This window comes from Eubacterium ramulus ATCC 29099, assembly GCF_000469345.1.
GTDB classification, from domain to species: Bacteria; Bacillota; Clostridia; order Lachnospirales; family Lachnospiraceae; genus Eubacterium_I; species Eubacterium_I ramulus.
The window spans coordinates 1-23,416 of the sequence record NZ_KI271096.1; the positions used below are offsets into that span (position 1 = coordinate 1).

Consider the following 23,416-nt stretch of genomic DNA (forward strand, 5'->3'; position numbering starts at 1 on the left):
TTTCTATACACTGTTTTATTTGACGCTTACAAAATTTCCACCAGATTCAGCGCAATAGCTTTGTTGCGTTGACTTTGAAAAATTACCTTTTTGAGAAAAAGAAGGTTAGCCACATCACACTTGTTGACATCTTTCTACATGTCCACTATAATAAACGCAGGAAGAATACTCATGGTATACCAAAAAAATAACATACAATTTGACTATGGATTTTATTATTCTGTTGTGAATGAAGAGGAGGAATGAACTGGTGGAAGCAAATGCAAAGAAGTTTTTTTCGTCGGTAGCGATTTCCGGGCTGGAAGCGGTGACTGCAAAGCGCAGATATCTGACCAAATGTGAGCCGAAGGTCATGGAGATCGATGATGAAGAGAAGATTGTGAAGACTGCCTGTCGTGCCTGCATCGCAAACTGTGGTGTTCTGGCGCATGTGAAGAATGGCCGCGTCATCAAGCTGGAGGGAAATCCGGTGGATCCGATGAGCCAGGGACGTATGTGTGCAAAGGGTCTGGCTGGTATTCAGGCACTGTACCATCCGAACCGTAATAAGTATCCGTTGTTGCGCGTTGGTGAACGTGGAAGCGGACGATGGAGACGTATCAGCTGGGATGAGGCACTGACCCGTGTGGCGGAAAAAGCCATGGAAACCCGTGAAAAATATGGTGCGGAAGCGTTGTTCTGTACCACAGGCGGCGGTGGTAATCCGGAAATCTGGAGTATCGCCCGTTTCTGTAATGTATTCGGAACGCCGAACTGGTATGAGCCGGGCTGCGCGCAGTGTTATCTGCCGCGTGTGCTGTCCTGTGCCATGATGTATGGTGGTGCGGATTCCAGTATCGCGGATTCCAATGCACTGGAACTGTATGATTATGAGAATGCACAGATCAAATGTCTGGTGTTGTGGGGAGCAGGTCCTGCTTATTCCGCACCGGCCAGCGGCGGTCGTATGGTCAACGAACTGCGTGCGAAGGGTGTAAAGACGATCTGTATTGATCCGCGTTTTACACCGGATGCGGCAAAGGCAGATATCTGGCTGCCGATCCGTCCGGGTACGGATGTAGCACTGCAGATGGCATGGATCCGCTATATTCTGGAAAATCGCAGATATGATGAAGAATTTGTGACACGCTGGACCAACCTGCCGTATCTGGTAGAGGTGGAAAGCCGCTTCTTTGCCCGTGCGAAAAAGGGTGAGAACGGTGCACCGGATACGTTTTATGTATGGGATGAGAAGACAGCGTCCATGCAGCCGATGGAGTATCCGTATGATGAGAAGTTATCCCCGGCGTTATGGGGCACGTATGAAGTAGACGGAAAAGTATACAAGACCGGTATGCAGTTACTGTATGAGCGCTGTGAGGAGTTTACGCTGGAGAAAGCAGCAGAGATCTGCTGGCTGGATGCAGACCGTATCAAAGCTGCGATCGAGATGTATCTGGAGAATGCACCAAGCGGTATCTGCCTTGGTGTGGCAACGGACCAGACACCGAACTCTGTACAGGCTGCCATGGCTGCGGATACGATTGATTTTCTGATGGGTAACCTGGAGAAACCGGGTGCGCTGATGCAGCGTTTCCGTACCAGCGGTGTACTGAAAGTACCGAATTATCCGGTGCCGGTTGCATTGAAGTGTCTGCCACCGGAGCAGTTGAAGAAACGTCTGGGAGGAAGAGAGCACAAGGGCTTAAGTATCTGGTATGCGGGACATCCGGGCAGCGTGCTGAACGCGATCCTGACAGAGAAACCGTATCAGCCGCGGATGTGGATCGACCGTTCCGGTAACAAGCTCGGTGTGCTGGCAGAATCCGGCCGTTGGGCAGAGGCAATCGAAAAGCTTGATTTTATCGTACATATGTATATGTATCCGACCTCTTTTTCCTGCTATGCAGATATTTTGCTGCCGACGGAGGAGTGGCTTGAGACGGATATGATCGTTGAGACCTGTAATATGCTGGTAGCCAGACAGCAGGTTGTCCACCTCTGGGAGACGATGGATGAGACGCTGATCTGGTCCCGCCTGGCTAAAAAATGTGCCGAGCTCGGTCATGAGATGTGTCAGAAAGCTTTTGATCCGGAATTTATGGGAGATCAGCTTCCGTATTGGGATTCCATGGATGAGTTTTTTGATCATCTGACACCGGCCATCGGCATGACATGGGAAGAAATGAAGAAAAAAGCACCATTCGAATATATGTCCAAAGAAGAATGGAAGTCTTATTATGTATACAAGCAGATTGATGATGCGACAGGTCTGCCGAAAGGTTTTGATACACCGTCGAAGAAGATTGAAGTATATGTGGAGAGTATGATCACGCTGGGAAGAACCGGTCAGCCGTTTTTACCGGTTGAGTTTGAACCGGCAGATAAGGATTATGAGCCGCTTCCGTATTATCTGGAGCCGGTGGAGAGTCCGGTCCGTGATGATGATACTGCCAGGGAGTATCCGCTCGTTATGACAAACGGCCGTGTACCGTTCTATCATCATTCGACGCTGCGTAATGCGGCTGCTATGCGTGAGCTGTATCCGGTTCCGGAGATCTGGATCTATCCGGATGTGGCAAAAGCGTATGGTATCGCACCGGGAGACTGGGTATGGGTAGAATCCAAGCGAGGCAAGATCCGTGCGAAAGCACTGGTCACAAAGGGAATCAATCCGGGAACGGTATGTATGGAGCGTTTCTGGCATCCGGAGACGATGAATACAAAGACGCATGGCTGGCAGGAGACAAACGTCAATGTTTTATCAAAATCAACCGCACCGTTTAACGATGTCGTTGGTACTCATACACTTCGTGCTTATCAGGTACGGATTTCGAAAGCAGACAGTGCGCCGGAAGGCATCTGGCAGAAACCGGAAGACTTTGTAAATTGGCTTCCGTTAGGTAAGGCATAAGGAACGGATAAGGAGACAAAGTGATGAAACAATATGCAATGGTTGTAGAGGCTGACCGCTGCATCGGCTGTAAAGGTGGATGCCAGGTTGCCTGCAAGACAGAAAATGAAGTGGCTCTGGGACGTTCCAGAAGCACGTTATATCATATGGGACCGACAGGTGTGTATCCGGATCTGCAGATGTACTTTCTGCCGGTAATGTGCCAGCAGTGCGAGGATCCGAGCTGTGTGGATGTATGTCCGACAGGCGCATGCTACAAGGATGAAGACGATGGAGTGATCTATATCGATCAGGATCTCTGCATCGGATGTCAGAGCTGTAAAAAGGCATGTCCGTTCCATGCGAACAATTTTAACAAAGAACTGCGTGTCATGGACAAATGTACCGGCTGTGTACAGCTGCGGGACGAAGGGAAAGAGCCTGCCTGTGTCAGAAACTGTGCAGGACGTGCCCTGCATTTCGGTGATATCAATGATCCGGAGAGTGAAGTATCCAAGCTTCTGGCAGCGAACGAAGGTCACGTATACACGCTGAAGGATGACAACGGAAATCATCCGTCCGGACGGTTTATCCTGAAGAATCAGAAATGGATCGACATGCTTCCGTTTGAATTTGAAGAAGCACTGCACAACGGTATGTACGAGGAGCCGGAAAGTGAACTGGCACATCGGATTTTTGAAGATCATTTGAAAAAAGCGAACGTGGTGCGTACGGAAATGAATGAGGAAAAGGAGGCGGAAGTGGAATGAAGCAGGTGGAAGTAAGAAAAGAACTGGCAAGAGCCAGAGCAGGACTCTACCGTTTCCTTGGCGGCTTATATATCATGGAAGTAGATGAGGAGACGCTGGCGAACATGAAACAGATGCAGTTTCCGACAGACTGCGCCAATGAGGAACTGGCGGAAGCTTACAGAGGGCTGGAAAAGGCGATTGCAGATTTGAACAATGAGGATCTGGAGGATGTGGCTGCTGATTATGCCAAGACGTTTCTGGCAGCAGGAGAAGCAACCGGAGTGGCTGCCTTCCCGTATGAGTCCATTTATACGAACAAAAAACGTGAGATCGGCGGACGTACCGAGCAGGAGACGCTGGCTTTGTATGCGCTGCATGGCTGGGAGCCGAGTAAGGATATGTTCCGTACGATGAACGATCATATCGGCCTGGAGCTGGAGTTTATGGCAGTTTTGTGTGAGGAAGAGTTACTGTCTTGTCAGACGGATAATGCAGATCGTGCGGCAATGTCTTCCCGTGACCAGAATGAGTTTTTACGCAAACATCTGAAATGGGCGGGAGCTTTCTGCATGGATATCAGCAAATATGCACAGACCGCGTTTTATCAGGCAGTAGGAAAAGTGACGAATGTATTTCTGGAGCAGGAGAGAGAAATGCTGGCAATGGGAGGTGCAATATGGGATATCGCGTAGATTATGACAAGATGAATGATATTCTGGCAACCTGGTCAGAGGCTTATCATGTGTATGCACCGGCATTGGATCAGAGAAAGAAGAACGTGCGTTATCGTGAGATTAAGACGGTGGATCAGATCGTGCTGGATCGTCAGGCAGATTTTTCACCGAAGGAAGCTTACTATCCGGTGTCACAGACGATGTTTTATTTTACCGATACGGAAGTGACGGAGAGTGAGCTTGCAGATGACAAAGGAATCATTGTGATTGCCCGTCCTTGTGATATCAACGGAATGGCAAGACTGGACTGTATTTTCATGGAAAATGGAGGTCATGCAGACTATTTCTATGCAAGACTGCGTGAGAAAGTAAAGGTAGTCATGCTGGAATGCAGGGAAAGTTTTGAACATTGCTTCTGTGTATCCATGGGAACGAATAAGACAGATCAGTATGACGCAGCACTCCGCATTACAGAGAATGAGGTGCTGGTGGATATCAAAGATGAGACGCTGGGTGCGGCATTTGCATCGGCATCTGCCTGTGATTTTACACCGGAATATGTGCAGGAGAATCAGAAAAAACTGCATATTCCGCAGATTACAGATCGCAGTATGTTAAAACCGATCAGTGATCTGGAGTACTGGACACAGTATGATGAGAAATGTATGTCCTGTGGCGGATGTAATACCGTCTGTGGAACCTGCAGCTGTTTTGATACAGTAGATGTCATTTACCAGGAGGGAAGCCGCAGCGGTGAGCGCCGCAGAGTCTGGTCTTCCTGTATGCTGGAGTCCTATACGATGACAGCCGGTGGCAATCGTGCCCGCAAGACACCGGGAGCAAATATGCGATTTAAAGTGCTGCATAAGTTTTATGATTTTGCAGACCGTTTTGCAAAGGACGGAGCACACGGCATAGCCTGTGATGCACAGATGTGTGTCGGATGCGGTCGTTGTGATATGAGATGTCCGAAGCAGATTTCGTTCTTTGATGCGGTGGACGGTCTGGCAGCGGAAATTGAAAAAATGAATGCGGGAGAGGAGGCGTAAGACAATGGAAAATATTATGAAACCGGAACCGCATAAGATCGTGAGTGTTATCCGTCAGACTGCGGCAGAGTTTACAATTCGTGTGGCATGTGACAAAGATCCTGGATATGGACAGTTTTTCCAGCTGTCTCTGCCGAAAATCGGAGAGGCGCCGATCTCTGTCTGTGGAAAAGGACCGGGTTATGTGGAATTTACCATCCGTAAAGTCGGACGACTGACCGGTGGTGTGTTTGACCTGAAAGCCGGAGATACACTGTTTATGCGTGGACCGTACGGAAATGCATTTCCGGTGGATCAGTTTGAAAATAAGGATCTGCTGGTGATCTGTGGTGGTACCGGTATGTCACCGGTAAAAACCACGCTGACTCATTTTTATGATCATCCGGAAATCTGCAAATCGGTATATCTCATCGCCGGATTCAAGGATATCAACTGCGTGTTGTTCAACGAAGAACGTGCAAAATTTGCGGAGCGGTTCCACTGTACGTACTGTCTGGACAACTCCGAGGCACCTGGATTCCACAAAGGACTGGTAACGAAATTTATTCCGGATGTGCCGTTTGATACTTTCGAGGACTATAACGTAGTGATTGTAGGTCCGCCGCCAATGATGCGGTTTGCTGCACTGGAATGTATGAAATGCGGTGTCCCGGCGGAGAAAATCTGGGTATCCTTTGAACGTAAGATGTCCTGTGCAGTAGGAAAGTGCGGACATTGCAAGATCAATGAGACTTATGTCTGCCTGGAGGGACCGGTATTTAACTATACGAAGGCCAAAGAACTTTTCGATTAGAAATTTTTTATAGGTATTCAGAATAAAGCTGGAAACAGAACCATCATGGTCTGGAATCATTTTTTCTGCAGTTGACAAACACTGGCTGAGAAAATGATTCCAGACCCTGTTTTTATTGTATATATGTTTTGTGTGTGGCTGGAAAAATTAATAATATAGAATAAAAAAGATTGACAAACATAAAATAAATACATACAATTAATGTACGAAAAAACGTACGGTTTTAAAACGATGGAGGATTTTTAAGAATGATTGCTGTAAAAAGTATGAGTGTAAGAGCAAATTTTAAAGAATGGTGTCGAAAAGTATTTAATGGCGAGACAATTATAGTATCAAGACCAAAGAATGAGAATGTTGTAATGGTATCGGAGAAAAAATATAATGAACTCTTGAAAGCCAAAAAGAATGCGGAGTATCTTGCTATGTTGGATAAGTCATCTGCAGAAGCAAAAGCTGGAGGATTTATTGTAAAATCCTTAGAAGAACTGGAGGAATATGAGTAAGGATGAGAGGAAGATTAATACCAAAAGGTGTTTTTCTTTTGGAAAAATAAGAAAAATTGTGTAATGTGCTGAAAATTTTGACAAGATTTTGTGTAATATAATGTTGACGAAAAGATGAGAAAGGGCTAGAATATAAAGCAGTTAAGAAATGGTAGAACCAATCAAAAAGAACGTGTTTTTACAGAATCGTTAGGATCGAAATAAAAACTTTATTTTTTATAGTGATTGGTACTACCAAAAAAATATCATATAATTGGTACTACCAAACAAGAAGCCAGACAAAGAATGGAAGGTATAAAATGATGATTCCTTGTATTCTGAATGATCAGAACGCAGGATAGTATAAATTACATTAAAAAATGGGTATAGGAGGACTTGGATGATGGCAGATTACAGTTACAATCAGGTAACACCGGAACTGATCGAAGCATTCAAAAAAATCGTTCCGGGCAAGGTGTTTACCGGAGATGAGATTAATGCAGATTATTCTCATGATGAAATGCCAATCTATGGAAAAGGAGCACCGACGGTACTGGTCGAGGCTACTACAACGGAGGACATCGCAGCAATCGTAAAGCTGTGTTATGAAAACAGCATTCCGGTAATTCCGCGAGGCGCAGGAACCGGTCTGACCGGTGCGGCAGTTGCACTGCATGGCGGTGTCATGATTGATATGTCCAAGATGAATAAAATCCTGGAGTATGACAAAGAGAATTTTGTGGTTCGTGTGGAAGCTGGTGTGTTACTGAACGATCTGGCTGAGGATGCACAAAAGCAGGGACTGTTATATCCACCAGATCCAGGTGAAAAATTTGCCACACTGGGTGGAAACGTATCTACAAACGCAGGTGGTATGAGAGCCGTAAAATATGGTTGTACCAGAGATTATGTCAGAGCCATGACGGTCGTACTTCCAACCGGTGAGATCGTAAAACTCGGTGCAACGGTTTCCAAGACTTCCACCGGATACAGTCTGTTGAATCTGATGATCGGTTCTGAGGGTACGTTAGGAATTATTACTGAACTGACACTGAAACTGATTCCGGCTCCGAAGGAGACCATCAGCCTGATCATTCCTTATGAGAATCTGGAAGATTGTATTGCAACTGTTCCGAAGTTTTTTATGGAGCATTTACAGCCACAGGCCATCGAATTTATGGAGAAAGAAATCGTTCTGGCTTCCGAGCGTTACCTCGGCAAGAGCGTATTTCCACAGAAACTGGAAGGCGTGGACATCGGTGCGTATCTGCTGGTAACCTTTGACGGAGATGATATGGAATCTCTGGAGGAGATTACGGAAAAAGCAGCGGAGGTGGTACTTGAGGCAGGTGCGATTGACGTACTGGTGGCTGATACACCGGCGAAGAAGAAAGATGCATGGGCAGCAAGAAGTTCTTTCCTGGAAGCAATTGAGGCAGAAACGAAGCTGCTGGATGAGTGTGATGTGGTCGTTCCGGTAAATCAGATTGCACCGTATCTGACGTTTGTAAAATCACTGGAAGAAAAATACGATTTTACGATCAAGAGCTTTGGTCATGCAGGTGACGGAAACTTACATATTTATGCATGTGCGAACGATATGGATGAGGCAGAGTTCAAGAAACAAGTTGCGGATTTCATGGATATTATTTATAAAAAAGCAGCCGAATGCGGTGGACTGATTTCCGGTGAACACGGAATCGGTTATGGAAAAATGGATTATCTGGCAGCTTTTGCAGGTGAGACAAGCATGCGCCTGATGAAAGGCATCAAAGAAGTATTTGATCCGAAGATGATCTTAAATCCGGGTAAGGTATGTTATTCGCTGTAGCGGAACAAAACTGCAGAAGCGGTATGAAGAAAAACGAAATTAGATGATTTGACAGAATAGTTGTTAAAGATATGAAAAACGCGTTTAGCGGAGGAGGATTCAAAATGGCATATTTAATTTCTGAAGAAGCACAGGATCTGTTACAGGATGTGAAAAATTTCTGCGAGAAAGAGGTCGTAGAACAGTGTAAAGCATATGATGTATCCGGTGAATGGCCAAAAGAGATTTACGATAAAGCAATCGAGCAGGGCTATCAGGCACTGGAAGTTCCGGAGGAATATGGCGGCCCGGGGTTATCAAGGGTGGATGTGGCAGCACTCATCGAGCAGATGGCAATTGCGGATGCTGGATTTGCAACTACCATTTCCGCCAGCGGACTTGGTATGAAACCGGTGCTGATCGCAGGAAGTGAAGCATTAAAGCAGCGTGCGTGTGATCTGATCCTGGACGGTGGATTCGGTGCATTCTGTCTGACTGAGCCGGGTGCCGGTTCCGATGCAGGCGCAGGCAAGACAACCGCAGTCAAAGATGGTGATGAGTATGTACTGAACGGAAGAAAATGCTTTATCACAAACGGCGGTATCGCTTCTTTCTACTGTGTAACAGCCATGACAGATAAGACAAAAGGTGTCAAAGGAATGTCTATGTTCTTCGTAGAAAAAGGAACTCCTGGACTGAGCACAGGAAAAGAAGAGAACAAGATGGGTATCCGTACATCCAATACCTGTGATGTAGTGCTGGAGGATGTCAGAATCCCGGCTTCCAATCTGATCGGTGAGGAAGGCAGAGGTTTCAATATCGCAATGCAGACACTGGATCAGGCTCGTACATGGATGGGTTGTGTGGCAACCGGTATTGCACAGCGCGGCATCAATGAGGCTATCGCATATGGCAAAGCGCGTGTACAGTTTGGCAAACCGATCATCAAAAACCAGGCACTGAAATTCAAAGTAGCAGATATGGAGATCAAGACTGAGACAGCACGTCAGATGGTAGCTCATGCACTGACCAAGATGGATCTGGGTCTTCCGTACACCAAAGAGTCTGCTATCGCAAAATGCTATGCTTCCGATATTGCAATGGAAGTTGCTTCTGAGGCAATCCAGATGTTTGGCGGATATGGATACAGTCGTGAGTATCCGGTAGAGAAGCTGTTGAGAGATGCCAAGATCTTCCAGATCTTTGAGGGAACCAACGAGGTACAGAGAATTGTTATCTCAAACAGCGTAATAGGAAAGTAAGCTATCCCTTATCTAACAATATATGTATTCTGCTGATGGACATTTTTGAAAATCGGCGGAATACAAACAAAAAAATGCAGGAGAAAATCATCATGGAAATATTAGTTTGCATCAAACAGGTTCCGGACGATTCCGTAGAAATTTCATTGGATGAAGCTACGGGAAAACCGGCACTGGACGGGGTGACACCTGTCGTAAATGCATTTGATACATATGCAGAGGAAATGGCAGTACGTCTGAAAGAAGCTGTTGCTGAGAGTGAAGTAACTGTGGTATCCATCGGAGATGACAGTGTGAAAAACTCCTTAAAGAACTGCCTCGCAGTCGGTGCTGACCATGCATACCTCGTAAAGTGTGACGAGGCTGAAAAATTAGATGGTGCGGCAGTTGCGAAAGTTCTCGCAAAAGCAAAAGCAGACATTGAAGCTGCAGAAGGAAAGACATTTGATCTTATTTTTTGCGGAAAAGAATCCACTGATTATGCGGCAAGCCAGACGGGTCTGCTGCTGGCAGCAGAGCTGAATGTTCCGGCAGTTGCCAATGTGGTAGCAGTGGAGACCGCAGATGGCACCGCAAAAATCAGACAGGAGACCGAGACCGGATATAATGAAGTGGAAGCTTCTATGCCATGTGTTGTGACGATTCAGAAACCGAATTACGATCCACGTTATCCGACCATCAAGAGCAAGATGGCAGCCAGAAAGAAACCAATCGGTGAACTGGAGGTTGGTGAGATTCCGGAATCTTCGATGGAAGTCGTAAAAGTATATGCACCGGCAAAACGTCAGGCTGGTGTGAAAATCAAAGCAGAATCCCCGGAGGAGTCTGTTGCCCAGGCAATGAAACTCATCGCGGATGCCAAGGTATTGTAGGAGGTCACAGGAAATGAGTCTGACAGAAGGAAAAAATATTTTAGTATATGTTGAGACTGCCGGGGACACTCCGGTTGGCCCGGCACTTGAGATTCTGGCAAAGGCAAAAGAACTGGCAGGAGAAAAAGGTGAAAAAGTTATCGCAGCTGTTCTTGCAAAAGAGCCGGATGCAGCGGCCAGAACAGCTATTGAAGCCGGTGCGGATGAGGCAGTCATTGTAAAGACCGAAGAGAAACGTCCGGAAGTGCGGGCGGCCATGCTGGCAAAACTGGTGGAGAAATATACACCGGCGCTGGTGCTGGCAGCAGCGACCCAGGAGGGCAAAGATGTTACTCCGCTGGCTGCACAGAAATTCGATGCAGGATGTGCCGTTGATGTCATGAATATTGTGGCTGACGGAGATCAGTATGTGTTTACCTGCCCGGTATATGGCGGAAATGTATTGAATGATGTTGTATTGCATACCCGGCCGGCAGTAGCCACCGTGCGCGGCGGCTCTTTTTCCAAATCAATTGAGGAGGGAAAAGCCGGCAAAATTATAGAAGAAACCATTGAAATCGCAGAGGAAACGGTATTTACCAAGATTGCCAATGTGGTAAAAGAAATCAGTGAGGCAGTCAACCTGGAAGATGCCGATGTCATCGTATCCGGTGGCCGTGGTATGGGAAGCAAAGAAAACTTTGCACTGGTACAGCAGCTGGCAGATGTCTGCGGCGGTGTCGTAGGTGCCACCAGACCGGCCATTGAAGAAGAGTGGATCGGACGTTCCCATCAGGTGGGTCAGTCCGGCAAGATTGTTGCACCGAAGTTGTATATTGCCTGCGGTGTATCCGGTGCCACACAGCATGTGTCCGGTATGATCGGATCCGGATATATCATCGCCATCAACAAAGACGAGGATGCACCAATCTTTGATATCGCAGATGTGGGAATTGTCGGTGATGCCATGAAGATCCTTCCTCTGATGATCGAGGAAATCAAAAAATACAAAGAAGCATAAAAAGAAATATAAGATAAAAATACGCTAATCCAAATCCATTTTATACACTAAATAAAAGAAAGAAGCCCCATGCTTTATAAAAGTATGGGACTTCTTTATTATTATGTCAGAAATGGTGCATAAGCCTGCTTGTGCAGTTCTTTCTGCTGATACATCGCATAATCAGCCTGATGAATCACGTCGTTGACAGTCAGTTTATCATGGTTGGCCGGAATTTCGATGATTCCGAAGCTGAACCCTTTGGGGTATGGCTTTTCTTCTGTGTGGTCAAAGGCATTCTGGATATCGATAAGCCGTTCCCGGGCAATCGTTCCCGGTAAGCCTTCCAAAACGAGACAGAATTCATCACCGCCGATACGGGCCAGGATATCTTCCTTTCGGATGAATTTTTTCATGGTATGTACAAAATGGCAGATATACCAGTCCCCCTCCAGATGACCATAAGTGTCATTGATGTATTTTAAATGGTCCAGATCGCAGTAGCAGAAGGTAAGCTGCCGCTTGCTATTCAGTAATTTTTCCATCTGCTCGATCAGAAAATAGCGGTTTCCGATGCCGGTGAGAGAATCGTGGTAAGCTTCTGCGGTGAGTTTTTGCTCACGCTGCTTCTCTTCGGTGATATCCTGAATGATATGGGCATACGCTTTCTGCCCCTGCCATTCCATCAGACCGGTCGTGATGCGGTAAATGCGGTGAAGGGAATCTTCTGTTTCCCAGATCCATTCATATGCCTGCTCACCCTGAAAGGGGTCTGCATTTTTCTCGGCAAGATGCCGGATACACAGCACATAGAGTTCATTGGATAGTGTATCGCCGGAGGTCCGCTGATGGCGGTAGAGGATTTCCTGATGATCCACGCTGGTCACCAGAATATCTTCGTTACTGCGGTCGATCAGCTGCATCAGCAGCTGGTTGTAACTTTCCAGCATGTTTGCATGTGCTTTCTCACGGGTCGCTTCTTCCTTCAGGGATACTTCCCGTTCATGAAGCTGACCGGTCATCGTATTAAATGCTTCTGAGAATTCCCCCAGATAGGATACCGTCTGGGCGTAATCGCCTTTTGCCACCTGTTTTGCCTGCCAGGTCAGATGGTTCAGGTTTGCATGAATGTTTTTGAGGTTTTCACAAAGAAAATTGTCTCTGGGCGGTGTGTCAACGGACAGATTTCCATGGGAAAGCGCTTCGGAATAGGATTTCATTTCTCCGATCGCATTTTCAAGGAACTGAAGTCCCTGACCCAGCTTGCGGTATGGTTCATCCAGATCAAAAATATTCAGCGTTTCTATTTTCGCATCGTATAGAATGCTGCGTAAATATTCAAAGAGTAATTCACAGTTTTTGCTTTCCTGCATAATGAAAACCTATCCTTCCGATTTCACAATCTCTGCACGAAAACGACAGACACGGTCGCCGGTTGCCCAGCAGTCGATCTCGATGGCAGCGTATGGTTTCCCGGTATATACGGATAAAATACCGGAAAGGAATCCTTCATCATAGTTGCATACCGTCTCACCAAGAACCGGGAGACCGGAGCAGTCTGCATCTTCTGAGACAGTCAGAGTGATGCGTCCGGTTTCCTCGTCCACACTTTCAATACGTAGAACACCGATCTTGAGTTCCTGCAGCTTTGCCTGCAGTTCGCTGATAAACTGATTCAACGGCTGATCCAGATGCAGCATGTTCCGGGCAAAATATTCCCCACTGCGCTGTCCGGCTTTTCGGAAAATATCAATCTGCGCATCTTTCCCCAGGCGGGAGACCAACTCGTCTTTCATTGAATATTCCAACATACGATAAACAAGAACCGGAAGCGTTTCCCCGAGATTGCTGCGGCTTTTTTCATCATATTGCAGATACTGTTCGAAAGAGAGCGGTTTCTGATCCTCCATAAATATATTATTGTCCATAATTTTCTTTTCCCTTTACTGTTGTTTTGACACCCAAATCATATACATAGAAACGACATTACTATTTTCTAGTATAGCATTTAAAAACTTAATATGCAAGGAAGCAAAAATAATTCATAGAATCTTAACGTTTCACGAATGGCGTGTATGAACAGTAACTCTTATCGGATTTGTATTTTTTTGCAAAATCAGTTAAAATAGAACTGATTAAAATAAAGAAATGGAAAGACACAGCGTATGAATTTATTATCATTGGAAAATATTACAAAAGCATATACGGAGCGGGTGCTGCTGGATGGTGCATCTTTTTTTCTTCAGGAGGGCGAGAAGGTCGGCATCATCGGGATCAACGGAACCGGCAAGTCCACGCTGCTGAAACTTGCGGCTGGCCTGGAAGAGCCGGATACCGGAAGTTGTACAAAAGCAAATCATGTTGTGATCCGTTATCTGCCGCAGACACCGGAATTTGACGATTCCTGCACGGTGTGGGAACATGTGGAGAAAAAAATATCCGAGAGTACACAGTGGGATATGGAAGGTGAGGCAAAGAGTATGCTCCGGACACTGGGGATTGTCCGGCTGGAACAGAAAATCTCGGAGCTCTCCGGCGGTCAGCGCAAACGTCTGGCACTGGCAGAGATCCTGATGCAGCCCTGTGACATCCTTGTGCTGGATGAGCCGACGAACCACCTGGATCACGCGATGGCAGCGTGGCTGGAGGACTATCTGAAGCGCTGGCGGGGCAGCCTGATCATGGTGACACATGACCGGTATTTTCTGGACAGTGTTTCCAACCGGATCGTGGAGATCGACAAAGGAAAGATCTACAGCTATGATACCAATTATTCCGGATTTCTGGAGCTGAAAGCCCAGAGAGAGGAGATGGAAGCTGCTACGGAGCGGAAGCGTCAGTCGATTCTCCGGGTGGAATTAGAGTGGGTAAAACGCGGGGCAAGAGCCCGTTCCACCAAGCAGAAAGCACGTCTGGAGCGTTATGAGGAGATGAAAAACCAGCATGGCCCGCAGAGCGACGGTCAGGTGTCCATGAGTTCCATTACAACCCGTATGGGAAATACGACCATTGAGATTGACGGAATCAGCAAATCCTATGGCGGACATACGTTTATCCGGGATTTTTCGTACATTTTCCTGAAAAATGACCGTGTGGGATTTGTAGGAACCAACGGATGTGGAAAAACGACATTGATGAAGCTGCTGGCAGGACGGGAAGAGCCGGACAGCGGAAGTATCAAGGTGGGACAGACGATCAGGATCGGATATTATTCCCAGGAGATCGAGACGAGCAAAGAAGCCGGTATTGCCTATATGGATCCGAAGATGAGAGTCATTGACTATATCCGGGAGACAGCAGAATTTGTCCGGACCGAGGATGGACTGATCAGTGCATCTGCCATGCTGGAGCGATTTTTATTTCCGCCGCAGGCACAGTACAGCCTGATCGGGAAACTGTCCGGCGGGGAACGCCGTCGTCTGAATCTGCTCCGGGTGCTGATGGAGTCACCAAACGTGCTGATCCTGGATGAGCCGACCAATGATCTGGATATCTCGACTCTGACGATTCTGGAGGATTATCTGGATCATTATCAGGGAATCGTTATCGTTGTATCCCATGACCGGTATTTTCTGGATCGGACGGTCAATCGCATTTTTGCTTTTGAGGCCGGCGGTGTACTGAGACAGTATGAAGGCGGATACACGGATTATGCGTTGAAAGCCGGAGAATCCGCACAGTGTAATCTGTCCGTGCAGGACGGAATCATCTCATCGGCAGCCGGTGGAACCGAAGGGGCAGATACCGACAGTGAGGCCGGCGGCCGTGCGGCATATGAGAACTACCGGGCGAACCGGGAGCGCAAGCTGAAGTTTTCCTATAAGGAGAAGCAGGAGTATGAGACCATCGAACAGGATATCCTGGATCTGGAGGATAAACTGGAAAGTCTGGATGCAGAGATGGCGGCGAATGCCACAAATTCCAAGCGTCTGTCGGAGCTGGCAGCAGAACGGGAACAGACGGAAGCAGATCTGGAACATAAGATGGAGCGTTGGGAATATCTGGAAGAACTTGCGGAAAAGATTCACGCGCAAGGCTGATGAACCAGCCGGGTTTTATGTCCGGGTGAAATGTTCCGGAAATGTGGTTACAAGTGTTATTTAAGTAAGTAGAAAGCGGGTGCAAGTTATGAAACAGAAAGTAAAGTATAAAGGAATCTTATTTATTGTATTATCGGCGCTTTGCTTTGCATTTATGAATATGTTTGTACGAATGGCAGGAGACCTGCCGGCGGTACAGAAGAGTTTTTTCCGAAATCTGGTGGCGTTTATCATTGCTCTGGCAACAATGGTGCGACACAAAGAAGTTTTTCAGGTGGAAAAAGGAAACTGGAAGTATATGATTTTGCGGGCAGGCTTCGGAACACTGGGGATCCTGTGTAATTTCTATGCGGTGGATCATCTGGTGCTGTCCGATGCATCCATGCTCAATAAAATGTCACCATTTTTTGTTATTTTATTCTCTTTCCTTATTTTAAAAGAGAAGCTGACACCAATTCAGGTAACTGCGGTGTGCGGGGCTTTCATCGGAAGCCTGTTTATCATCAAACCGACGTTTCTGAATATGAATATCGTACCGTCTCTCATCGGATTGTGCGGTGGTTTATGCGCCGGAATCGCGTACACGATGGTGCGGGTGCTGGGACAGCGGGGGCAGAAAGGGGTATCTGTGGTGCTGTTTTTCTCCGGATTTTCCTGTCTGGTGACGCTGCCGTATCTGCTGTTAAACTATCATACCATGAGCATGTGGCAGGGCATCGTTCTGCTGGGAGCCGGAGTGGCTGCCGCAGGCGGACAGTTTGCCATCACAGCGGCATATTACCATGCACCGGCCAGAGAGATTTCGGTCTATGACTATTCTCAGATTATTTTTTCGGCGGTCATCGGTTTTGCACTGTTTCATCAGATCCCGGACCGTTACAGTGTGCTGGGGTATGTCATCATCATCGGCATGGCAGTATGGATGTTCTTCTATAACCAGCGTCGGGATGCATCGGACGTGAAATAGGATGTTTGCTGTGCAGATTACGGGACAGAGGCTTGGAAATGACGGATAAGGAAAGCCCGCGGGAGGTTATATGCTTACATTTGGAATTGACTGGGATGATGTAATATCCCCCTTAAATGATTGTGCCATTGAACTGGCAAATGAGGAATATCACTTTGAACCTCCATTGACACTGGAGGATATTGATTCCTGGGAAAATACAGGGCGTGCATCGGTGATCAAAAAATATTATTCGGATCCGCGGCTGTATGAGATGCAGCAGGTTTCTGACCAGGCGAAGGCTTTTATCAGAACGCTTCAGACGAAGGGGATCGTCTATATCGTGACTGCCGTGCAGCCACAGTTTATGTCAAAACGTGTGGAGCAGATCAAGACGGCATTTCCGGATTTCCCGGATGAAAATATCATTATGGGATTTCAGAAATCTGTGGTTCAGGTGGACATTACGCTGGATGACGGACCGCATAATATATTAAAAAGCAGTGCACGGTTTCCGGTGCTGATGCGCCGCCCATGGAACCGGGAGCTGACAGGATTGCTGGCAGTCCATAACTATGAAGAATTTTTCCAGCTGCTGGATCAGATCAAATCTGCCATGATCGAGGACCGGGTGGAGCCTGCTCCGCCCTGTATCGTGGCACTGGTGGGACCGAGCGGTTCCGGGAAAAATGAGATCACACGGAAGTTGTGTGAGACCGGCAGATTCACGGTACCGAGAGCCTATACGACAAAAAGCGTATCTGACCGTATCCATACTACGATCACGGAAGAAGAATTTATCCGTTGCCGGGATACATTTATCGAGACGACCCGGTATGCGGGTTACGCTTATGGCACAAAGTGGAAAGATATCACGGAGCTGATGAATGGCGGACAGTATGTAGTGATGCCGATGGATCTGAGCGGTGCCATTGCCATGAAGCGGCATTATCCGACGGTGATCATTTTCTGTAAGTGCAAGCGGGAGCAGATGATCAGGAGTATTCTGGAAAAAGAGATGGACAATCATGAGAAAATGCTACGGCTGGTATCCCTGGAAAATGAGCTGAAAAATGCGGCCCTGTGTGATTATATCATTCACACGGACCGCGAAGATGCAGTGGAACGGATTTTAAAAATCTGCGGTCTGGAAATCCGTATAGAACAGCCACAGTGCGAAAATAGTCAGCATGATACCAAGACCGGCAAACAACGGATAGCTCAGCGTCAGGGAAATCTGGATGAGTCCTGAGAAGAAGCAGCCGATGATGTTGAATACAATATGAACCGGAATGGAGTATTTGATGCCATGTCCCCGTCGGCATACCCAGCCAAGGAACAGTCCCATCGCAAAGGCGTAGATGCCCTGCACGAGATTCATGTGTACAAATCCGAACAGTGCAGCCTGCAGGATATTTGCAAACCAGAATGGCATGGCATGCCGTGCATAGCGGAAGACCAGTCCGCGGAATACCGTTTCTTCAATAACCGGTGCGAGAATGACGGAGTACACCAGGAGCAGCAGTGACAGATCATCGTATCCCTGGGAACTCATCTGTGCATGGTAAGCGGTAATGAGATCCGGGCGAAGCGCACCGATGGCATCAGTCAGCATGGTTGTGACATATTGCAGTCCAATGCCGAGAAAAAACATGGATGTAATGGTATGAAAACTGTATCCTGACGGATGTTTTTTTCTGCGGTGACGGAATGGTTTTACAAATATTTTATAGTACCAGGTACCGAATACAAGCAGCGCCAGAATCGCATAGACAAGATTCAGTGTCTGCAGATATTCCATATCGGAGGTAAGACCTAACAGGGAAGCCAGTAATTCGTTCAGTGCCGGTTTTGCATCACCGGAGGCGCGGAACAGAAAAAAAAGCATCGTGGGAATTGCTGCCACGATCTGCAGGATAAAAACCATGACCACGGGGAACAAACTTTTTATAAAATAGCGAAATCTTTTCATAATCTCATAAATCCTCTCTGTGCAAGAATGCTCCCGGTATTCTTCCGGCTTCCTGCATCTGTTCAAGAATGCCCTCGGCATTCTTGTCGCGAGATGCACGTCATGCATTGCATGATATACATCTTTTGACTATCTTATAAAACCGTTTTCGGTTTGTCCAGAGGTTCTTTCCAATATTAATAAAATCGTAACAATAAAATGTATCTTTTCCAGCTGGGGAGAATGTGGTAAGATGTTAGATGAATGAGAGAACAAATGTTTTGTAACAGATTAGACAACGTAATAGAAAGAGGAAATATATGGCATTTGCACATTTACATGTCCATACAGAGTACAGTCTGTTGGACGGTTCTAATAAGATTACAGAGTATGTCAACCGGATCAGGGAACTGGGGATGACAGCCGGGGCGATCACGGATCATGGTGTGATGTATGGTGTGATCGATTTTTACCGTGCAGCGAAGAAAGCGGGGATTAATCCGATCCTTGGATGTGAGGTGTATGTGGCACCGGGCTCCCGTTTTGACCGGGAGCAGGTCAAAGGAGAAGATCGTTATTATCATCTGGTGCTGCTGGCGGAAAATAATGTCGGATATGCGAATCTGATGAAGATCGTCTCCAAAGGTTTTGTGGATGGTTACTACTATCGTCCCCGTGTGGATATGGAAGTTCTGGAGACCTATCATGAAGGTATTATTGCACTGTCTGCGTGTCTGGCCGGTGAGGTGCAGCGTTATCTGACCAGAGGGATGTATGAGGAAGCGAAAGCGATTGCCTTAAAATATGAGACCTGTTTTGGAAAAGGAAATTTTTTCTTGGAGCTGCAAGATCATGGCATTCCGGAGCAGGCGCAGGTCAATCAGCAGCTGCTGCGGATGCATCAGGAGCTGGGCATCGATCTGGTGGCTACCAACGACGTGCATTACACTTATGAAAAAGATGCGGAGGCACATGACATTCTGCTTTGTCTGCAGACCGGCAAAAAGCTTTCGGATGAAAATCGTATGCGCTATGAGGGCGGTCAGTATTTTGTGAAATCAGAAGAAGAGATGAAGGCACTGTTTCCCTATGCGCTGGATGCGATTGAAAACACGCAGAAAATTGCAGACCGCTGCCATGTGGAGATTGAATTCGGTGTGACGAAGCTGCCGAAATTTGATGTGCCGGATGGCTATACATCCTGGGAATATCTGAACAAACTGTGCTATGAGGGACTTGATGAGCGGTATTCACCCAAACGGGTGCAGGAGTTAAAGCCACGTCTGGAATATGAGCTTTCGGTTATTCAGAAAATGGGGTATGTGGATTACTTTCTGATCGTCTGGGATTTTATTCATTTTGCCAGAGAAAATGATATCATGGTTGGTCCGGGACGAGGCAGTGCGGCAGGTAGTCTGGTTTCCTATACGCTGGGAATCACCAAGTTGGATCCGATCCGTTACAGTCTGCTCTTTGAGCGATTTCTGAATCCGGAACGAGTTTCCATGCCGGATATTGATGTGGATTTCTGCTACGAGAGACGTCAGGAAGTCATTGATTATGTTGTAAGAAAATATGGCAAGGACCGCGTGGTGCAGATCGTAACTTTCGGTACCATGGCTGCCAAGGGCGTTATCCGGGATGTGGGGCGTGTTATGGATCTGCCGTATGCCATGTGTGACAGCATTGCAAAAATGATTCCGAACGAGCTTGGAATCACCATCAGTAAGGCGTTGAAAATGAATCCGGAACTGCGCGGACTCTATGAGTCCAATCCGGAAGTGACGAAGCTGATCGACATGTCACTGCGTCTGGAGGGACTGCCGCGGCATACGTCCATGCATGCAGCCGGTGTGGTGATCAGTCAGAAATCGGTGGACGAGTATGTGCCGCTCTCGAGAGGCTCCGATGGTTCCGTGACGACACAGTTTACCATGACGACACTGGAGGAGCTGGGGCTTCTGAAGATGGACTTCCTCGGACTCAGGACACTGACTGTAATCCAGGATGCCGTGAAAAATGTGGCGCGTTCCACCGGAAAAGAACTGGATATGGATCAGATTGACTATAACGATCCGGATGTACTGGCCTCAATCGGTACCGGTCGCACCGATGGTGTGTTCCAGCTGGAGAGTGCCGGTATGAAAAACTTCATGAAGGAGTTAAAACCACAGAGCCTGGAAGATATCATTGCCGGAATTTCCCTGTATCGTCCGGGACCGATGGATTTTATCCCATCCTATATCCGTGGTAAAAATAATCCGTCTTCTATTGTGTATGACTGTCCGCAGCTGGAACCGATCCTGGCTCCGACGTATGGATGTATCGTTTATCAGGAGCAGGTCATGCAGATCGTGCGGGATCTGGCAGGTTATACACTGGGACGAAGTGATCTGGTACGTCGTGCCATGTCCAAGAAAAAAGGCGATGTCATGGCCAGAGAGCGTCAGAATTTTGTGTACGGCAATGAAGAAGAGGGGGTGCCGGGCTGTATGGCAAACGGTATTTCCGAGGAAGTTGCCAACAAGATTTTCGATGAGATGACAGATTTTGCAAAATATGCCTTTAACAAATCCCATGCAGCAGCGTATGCGGTGGTGTCTTACCAGACTGCATATCTGAAATATTACTATCCGGTGGAATTTATGGCTGCCCTGATGACATCTGTGATTGATAACTCTACAAAAGTGGCAGAATATATCCAGGTGTGCCGTCAGATGGGGATTGGCGTGCTGCCGCCAAATGTCAATGACGGATATGCGGGATTTTCCGTGTCCGGCAAAGATATCCGCTATGGACTGTCTGCCATCAAGAGTATCGGCCGTCCGGTGATCGATGCACTGGTACAGGAGCGCACGGAGAATGGGCGTTTTAAATCCCTGAAGGATTTTATTGATCGTATGAGCGGCAGGGAGATGAACCGTCGTGCCGTGGAAAACTTCATCAAAGGCGGAGCTTTTGATGATCTGGGTGGCACGCGCAAGCAGTTTATGCAGGTGTACGGAAAGCTGATGGATCAGATTACCAATGACCGCAAGACCACGATGGCAGGACAAATGTCCCTCTTTGACATGGTGGCACCGGAGGAGAAGAAGCAGTTCGAGATCCGTCTGCCGGACTGCGGCGAATTTTCCAGGGAAGAGGTGCTTGCCATGGAGAAAGAAGTGCTTGGTATCTATGTCAGTGGTCATCCACTGCAGGAATATGAAGCAAAATGGCGGAAAAATATTACAAAGACCACCGGAGATTTTGTCCTGGATGAAGAAAGTGGAACTGCCAGAGGTATCACAGATGATGAGAAAGCCATGATCGGCGGTATCATTACGGCAAAAAACGTGAAGTATACAAAACAGAACAAAGCGATGGCATTTCTGACGGTCGAGGATCTGTACGGAAGTGTCGAAGTCATTGTATTTCCGCGGGAGTATGAACGGTATCATCTGCTGATGCAGGAAGAGCAGAAAGTGTTTATCCGTGGCCGGGTGTCTGCGGAAGAGGATAAAAACGGCAAACTGATCTGTGAAAAAATCTATTCTTTTGATGATGCGAGACGGGAATTGTGGATCCAGTTTGCAGACCGGGAGACTTTTGAACAGCAGGAAAACGAAACCCTGGCATTGTTATCTGGGTCAGATGGACAGGATCAGGTAGTGATTTACCTGGCAAAAGAGCATGCGATGAAACGGCTCGGGGCAAATATGACCGTTTTTGCAAATAATGAGCTTGTAAATGAATTAAATAAAAAACTTGGTGAAAAAAATATCAAAGTTTTGGAAAAGTCCATTGAAAAAATGTAAAAAAAAGATTAGAATAGTAGCAACATGAGGAAAAATGAAAATGATACAGGTATAGGAGGTTTTGTCATGGCTAAGGAAATACAGACAATTGGTGTGTTAACAAGCGGTGGAGATGCACCGGGTATGAATGCAGCTATCCGTGCGGTAGTGCGTCAGGCAATCTCAAAGGGAAAAAAAGTAAAGGGTATAAGAAGAGGGTATACAGGATTAATTGCTGAAGATATCGTAGATATGGAAGCAAAAGATGTATCCGATATCATTCAGAGAGGTGGTACGATACTTCAGACAGCAAGATGTCCGGAATTCCGTACAGAAGAAGGACAGAAGCTTGGTGCTGAAATGTGCAGAAAGCACGGGATCGAAGGAATCATCGTAATCGGTGGTGACGGTTCTTTCCGTGGAGCTCAGAAACTGGCTGCACAGGGAATCAACACGATTGGTATTCCGGGAACGATCGATCTGGATATTTCCTGTACTGATTATACCATTGGTTTTGATACAGCTGTTAATACAGCAATGGAAGCCATTGACAAAATCCGTGATACAGCATCTTCCCATGAGCGCTGCAGTATTATCGAGGTAATGGGACGTGATGCAGGATATATCGCATTATGGTGTGGTCTTGCAAACGGTGCTGAGCAGGTACTGATTCCGGAGAAATATGATTTTGACGAGCAGAAGATCGTAAACAATATCATTGCAAACCGGAAACGTGGCAAGAGACATTATATCATCATCAATGCTGAAGGTATCGGACATTCCACATCTCTGGCAAGACGTATTGAGGCTGCAACCGGAATGGAGACAAGAGCAACCATCCTTGGTCACATGCAGCGTGGCGGAAGCCCGACATGTAAAGACCGTGTCTATGCATCTACTATGGGTGCTTATGCCGTAGATCTGCTCTGCGAAGGCAAAAGCAACCGTATCGTTGCCTACAAAGATGGTAAATTCGTAGATTTTGATGTGGATGAAGCACTGGCTATGGAGAAACATATCTCTGATTATCAGTTTAACGTAGGAAAGAACCTGTCAATCTAAGGTCCGCTTGTGAATAGCAGGGTTGAACGGTAAATAAGAACAGAAAAAAGCAGTTTGCACGGAAAGGTGTAAATTGCTTTTTTTGTGCATAGCAAG

At 46.9% G+C, this 23,416-nt stretch carries 18 protein-coding genes; 15 read left to right on the top strand and 3 right to left on the bottom strand.

Translation table 11 applies throughout. The annotated features are described in order from the left end of the window. Window positions 1–250 precede the first annotated feature (250 nt). The 10 genes from HMPREF0373_RS03195 to HMPREF0373_RS03240 all read left to right on the top strand — a co-directional run bounded on the left by HMPREF0373_RS03195 (window position 251) and on the right by HMPREF0373_RS03240 (window position 11,566). Window positions 251–2,893, top strand: a complete 2,643-nt coding sequence (locus tag HMPREF0373_RS03195; RefSeq protein ID WP_022035127.1) for a molybdopterin-containing oxidoreductase family protein — start codon at window positions 251–253, stop codon at window positions 2,891–2,893. A gap of 23 nt (window positions 2,894–2,916) precedes the next feature. Further along, window positions 2,917–3,642, top strand: coding sequence for a 4Fe-4S dicluster domain-containing protein (locus HMPREF0373_RS03200; RefSeq protein WP_021738153.1), 726 nt, complete (start codon window positions 2,917–2,919; stop codon window positions 3,640–3,642). Next, the gene (locus tag HMPREF0373_RS03205) at window positions 3,639–4,316 is read left to right on the top strand and encodes a TorD/DmsD family molecular chaperone (RefSeq protein WP_021738154.1); all 678 of its coding nucleotides are present in this window, start codon (window positions 3,639–3,641) and stop codon (window positions 4,314–4,316) included. Before HMPREF0373_RS03200 ends, HMPREF0373_RS03205 begins: the two co-directional genes overlap by 4 nt. Further along, a complete protein-coding gene (gene asrA, locus HMPREF0373_RS03210; RefSeq protein ID WP_021738155.1) occupies window positions 4,301–5,347 on the top strand; it encodes an anaerobic sulfite reductase subunit AsrA in 1,047 nt (348 codons plus the stop codon). Before HMPREF0373_RS03205 ends, asrA begins: the two co-directional genes overlap by 16 nt. Window positions 5,348–5,351: 4 nt before the next feature. Further along, window positions 5,352–6,140: an anaerobic sulfite reductase subunit AsrB gene (gene asrB, locus HMPREF0373_RS03215; RefSeq protein ID WP_021738156.1), complete on the top strand. Its 789-nt coding sequence runs from the start codon at window positions 5,352–5,354 to the stop codon at window positions 6,138–6,140. A 248-nt stretch (window positions 6,141–6,388) separates the two neighbouring features. Next, the gene (locus tag HMPREF0373_RS03220; protein WP_021738158.1) at window positions 6,389–6,643 is read left to right on the top strand and encodes a type II toxin-antitoxin system Phd/YefM family antitoxin; all 255 of its coding nucleotides are present in this window, start codon (window positions 6,389–6,391) and stop codon (window positions 6,641–6,643) included. Between the two features lie 382 nt (window positions 6,644–7,025). Next, a complete protein-coding gene (locus HMPREF0373_RS03225; protein ID WP_044962755.1) occupies window positions 7,026–8,453 on the top strand; it encodes an FAD-binding oxidoreductase in 1,428 nt (475 codons plus the stop codon). Window positions 8,454–8,557: 104 nt separating this feature from the next. Further along, window positions 8,558–9,694: an acyl-CoA dehydrogenase family protein gene (locus tag HMPREF0373_RS03230; RefSeq protein ID WP_044962711.1), complete on the top strand. Its 1,137-nt coding sequence runs from the start codon at window positions 8,558–8,560 to the stop codon at window positions 9,692–9,694. 92 nt (window positions 9,695–9,786) lie between these two features. Continuing rightward, complete coding sequence (locus tag HMPREF0373_RS03235) at window positions 9,787–10,566, top strand: electron transfer flavoprotein subunit beta/FixA family protein (protein ID WP_022034938.1); 780 nt, start codon at window positions 9,787–9,789, stop codon at window positions 10,564–10,566. 13 nt (window positions 10,567–10,579) lie between these two features. After that, the gene (locus HMPREF0373_RS03240; RefSeq protein WP_021738163.1) at window positions 10,580–11,566 is read left to right on the top strand and encodes an electron transfer flavoprotein subunit alpha/FixB family protein; all 987 of its coding nucleotides are present in this window, start codon (window positions 10,580–10,582) and stop codon (window positions 11,564–11,566) included. Window positions 11,567–11,667: 101 nt separating this feature from the next. On the opposite strand, the gene HMPREF0373_RS03245 is transcribed toward HMPREF0373_RS03240, so the two are convergent. Both HMPREF0373_RS03245 and HMPREF0373_RS03250 read right to left on the bottom strand, forming a co-directional pair. Then, the gene (locus tag HMPREF0373_RS03245) at window positions 11,668–12,918 is read right to left on the bottom strand and encodes a sensor domain-containing diguanylate cyclase (protein WP_021738164.1); all 1,251 of its coding nucleotides are present in this window, start codon (window positions 12,916–12,918) and stop codon (window positions 11,668–11,670) included. 9 nt (window positions 12,919–12,927) lie between these two features. After that, window positions 12,928–13,473, bottom strand: coding sequence for a V4R domain-containing protein (locus HMPREF0373_RS03250; RefSeq protein ID WP_021738165.1), 546 nt, complete (start codon window positions 13,471–13,473; stop codon window positions 12,928–12,930). 237 nt (window positions 13,474–13,710) lie between these two features. Between HMPREF0373_RS03250 and HMPREF0373_RS03255 the strand changes: the two genes are divergently transcribed. From HMPREF0373_RS03255 to HMPREF0373_RS03265, 3 genes are all read left to right on the top strand, one after another. Next, window positions 13,711–15,585 (top strand): ABC-F family ATP-binding cassette domain-containing protein, encoded by a 1,875-nt coding sequence (locus HMPREF0373_RS03255; protein ID WP_021738166.1) that lies wholly within the window; start codon window positions 13,711–13,713, stop codon window positions 15,583–15,585. An 88-nt stretch (window positions 15,586–15,673) separates the two neighbouring features. After that, a complete protein-coding gene (locus tag HMPREF0373_RS03260) occupies window positions 15,674–16,552 on the top strand; it encodes a DMT family transporter (protein ID WP_021738167.1) in 879 nt (292 codons plus the stop codon). 70 nt (window positions 16,553–16,622) lie between these two features. After that, window positions 16,623–17,783: a 5' nucleotidase, NT5C type gene (locus HMPREF0373_RS03265; RefSeq protein ID WP_021738168.1), complete on the top strand. Its 1,161-nt coding sequence runs from the start codon at window positions 16,623–16,625 to the stop codon at window positions 17,781–17,783. Here the strand turns inward: HMPREF0373_RS03265 and HMPREF0373_RS16315 are convergent. Further along, window positions 17,664–18,503, bottom strand: a complete 840-nt coding sequence (locus tag HMPREF0373_RS16315; RefSeq protein ID WP_021738169.1) for a CPBP family intramembrane glutamic endopeptidase — start codon at window positions 18,501–18,503, stop codon at window positions 17,664–17,666. The two genes, HMPREF0373_RS03265 and HMPREF0373_RS16315, sit on opposite strands and share 120 nt — an antisense overlap. Window positions 18,504–18,802: 299 nt before the next feature. Between HMPREF0373_RS16315 and HMPREF0373_RS03275 the strand changes: the two genes are divergently transcribed. Together HMPREF0373_RS03275 and pfkA are read left to right on the top strand one after the other, a co-directional pair. Further along, window positions 18,803–22,279 (top strand): DNA polymerase III subunit alpha, encoded by a 3,477-nt coding sequence (locus HMPREF0373_RS03275; RefSeq protein ID WP_021738170.1) that lies wholly within the window; start codon window positions 18,803–18,805, stop codon window positions 22,277–22,279. A gap of 66 nt (window positions 22,280–22,345) precedes the next feature. Continuing rightward, a complete protein-coding gene (pfkA, locus tag HMPREF0373_RS03280) occupies window positions 22,346–23,320 on the top strand; it encodes a 6-phosphofructokinase (RefSeq protein ID WP_022036075.1) in 975 nt (324 codons plus the stop codon). The last annotated feature ends 96 nt before the right edge of the window (window positions 23,321–23,416 follow it).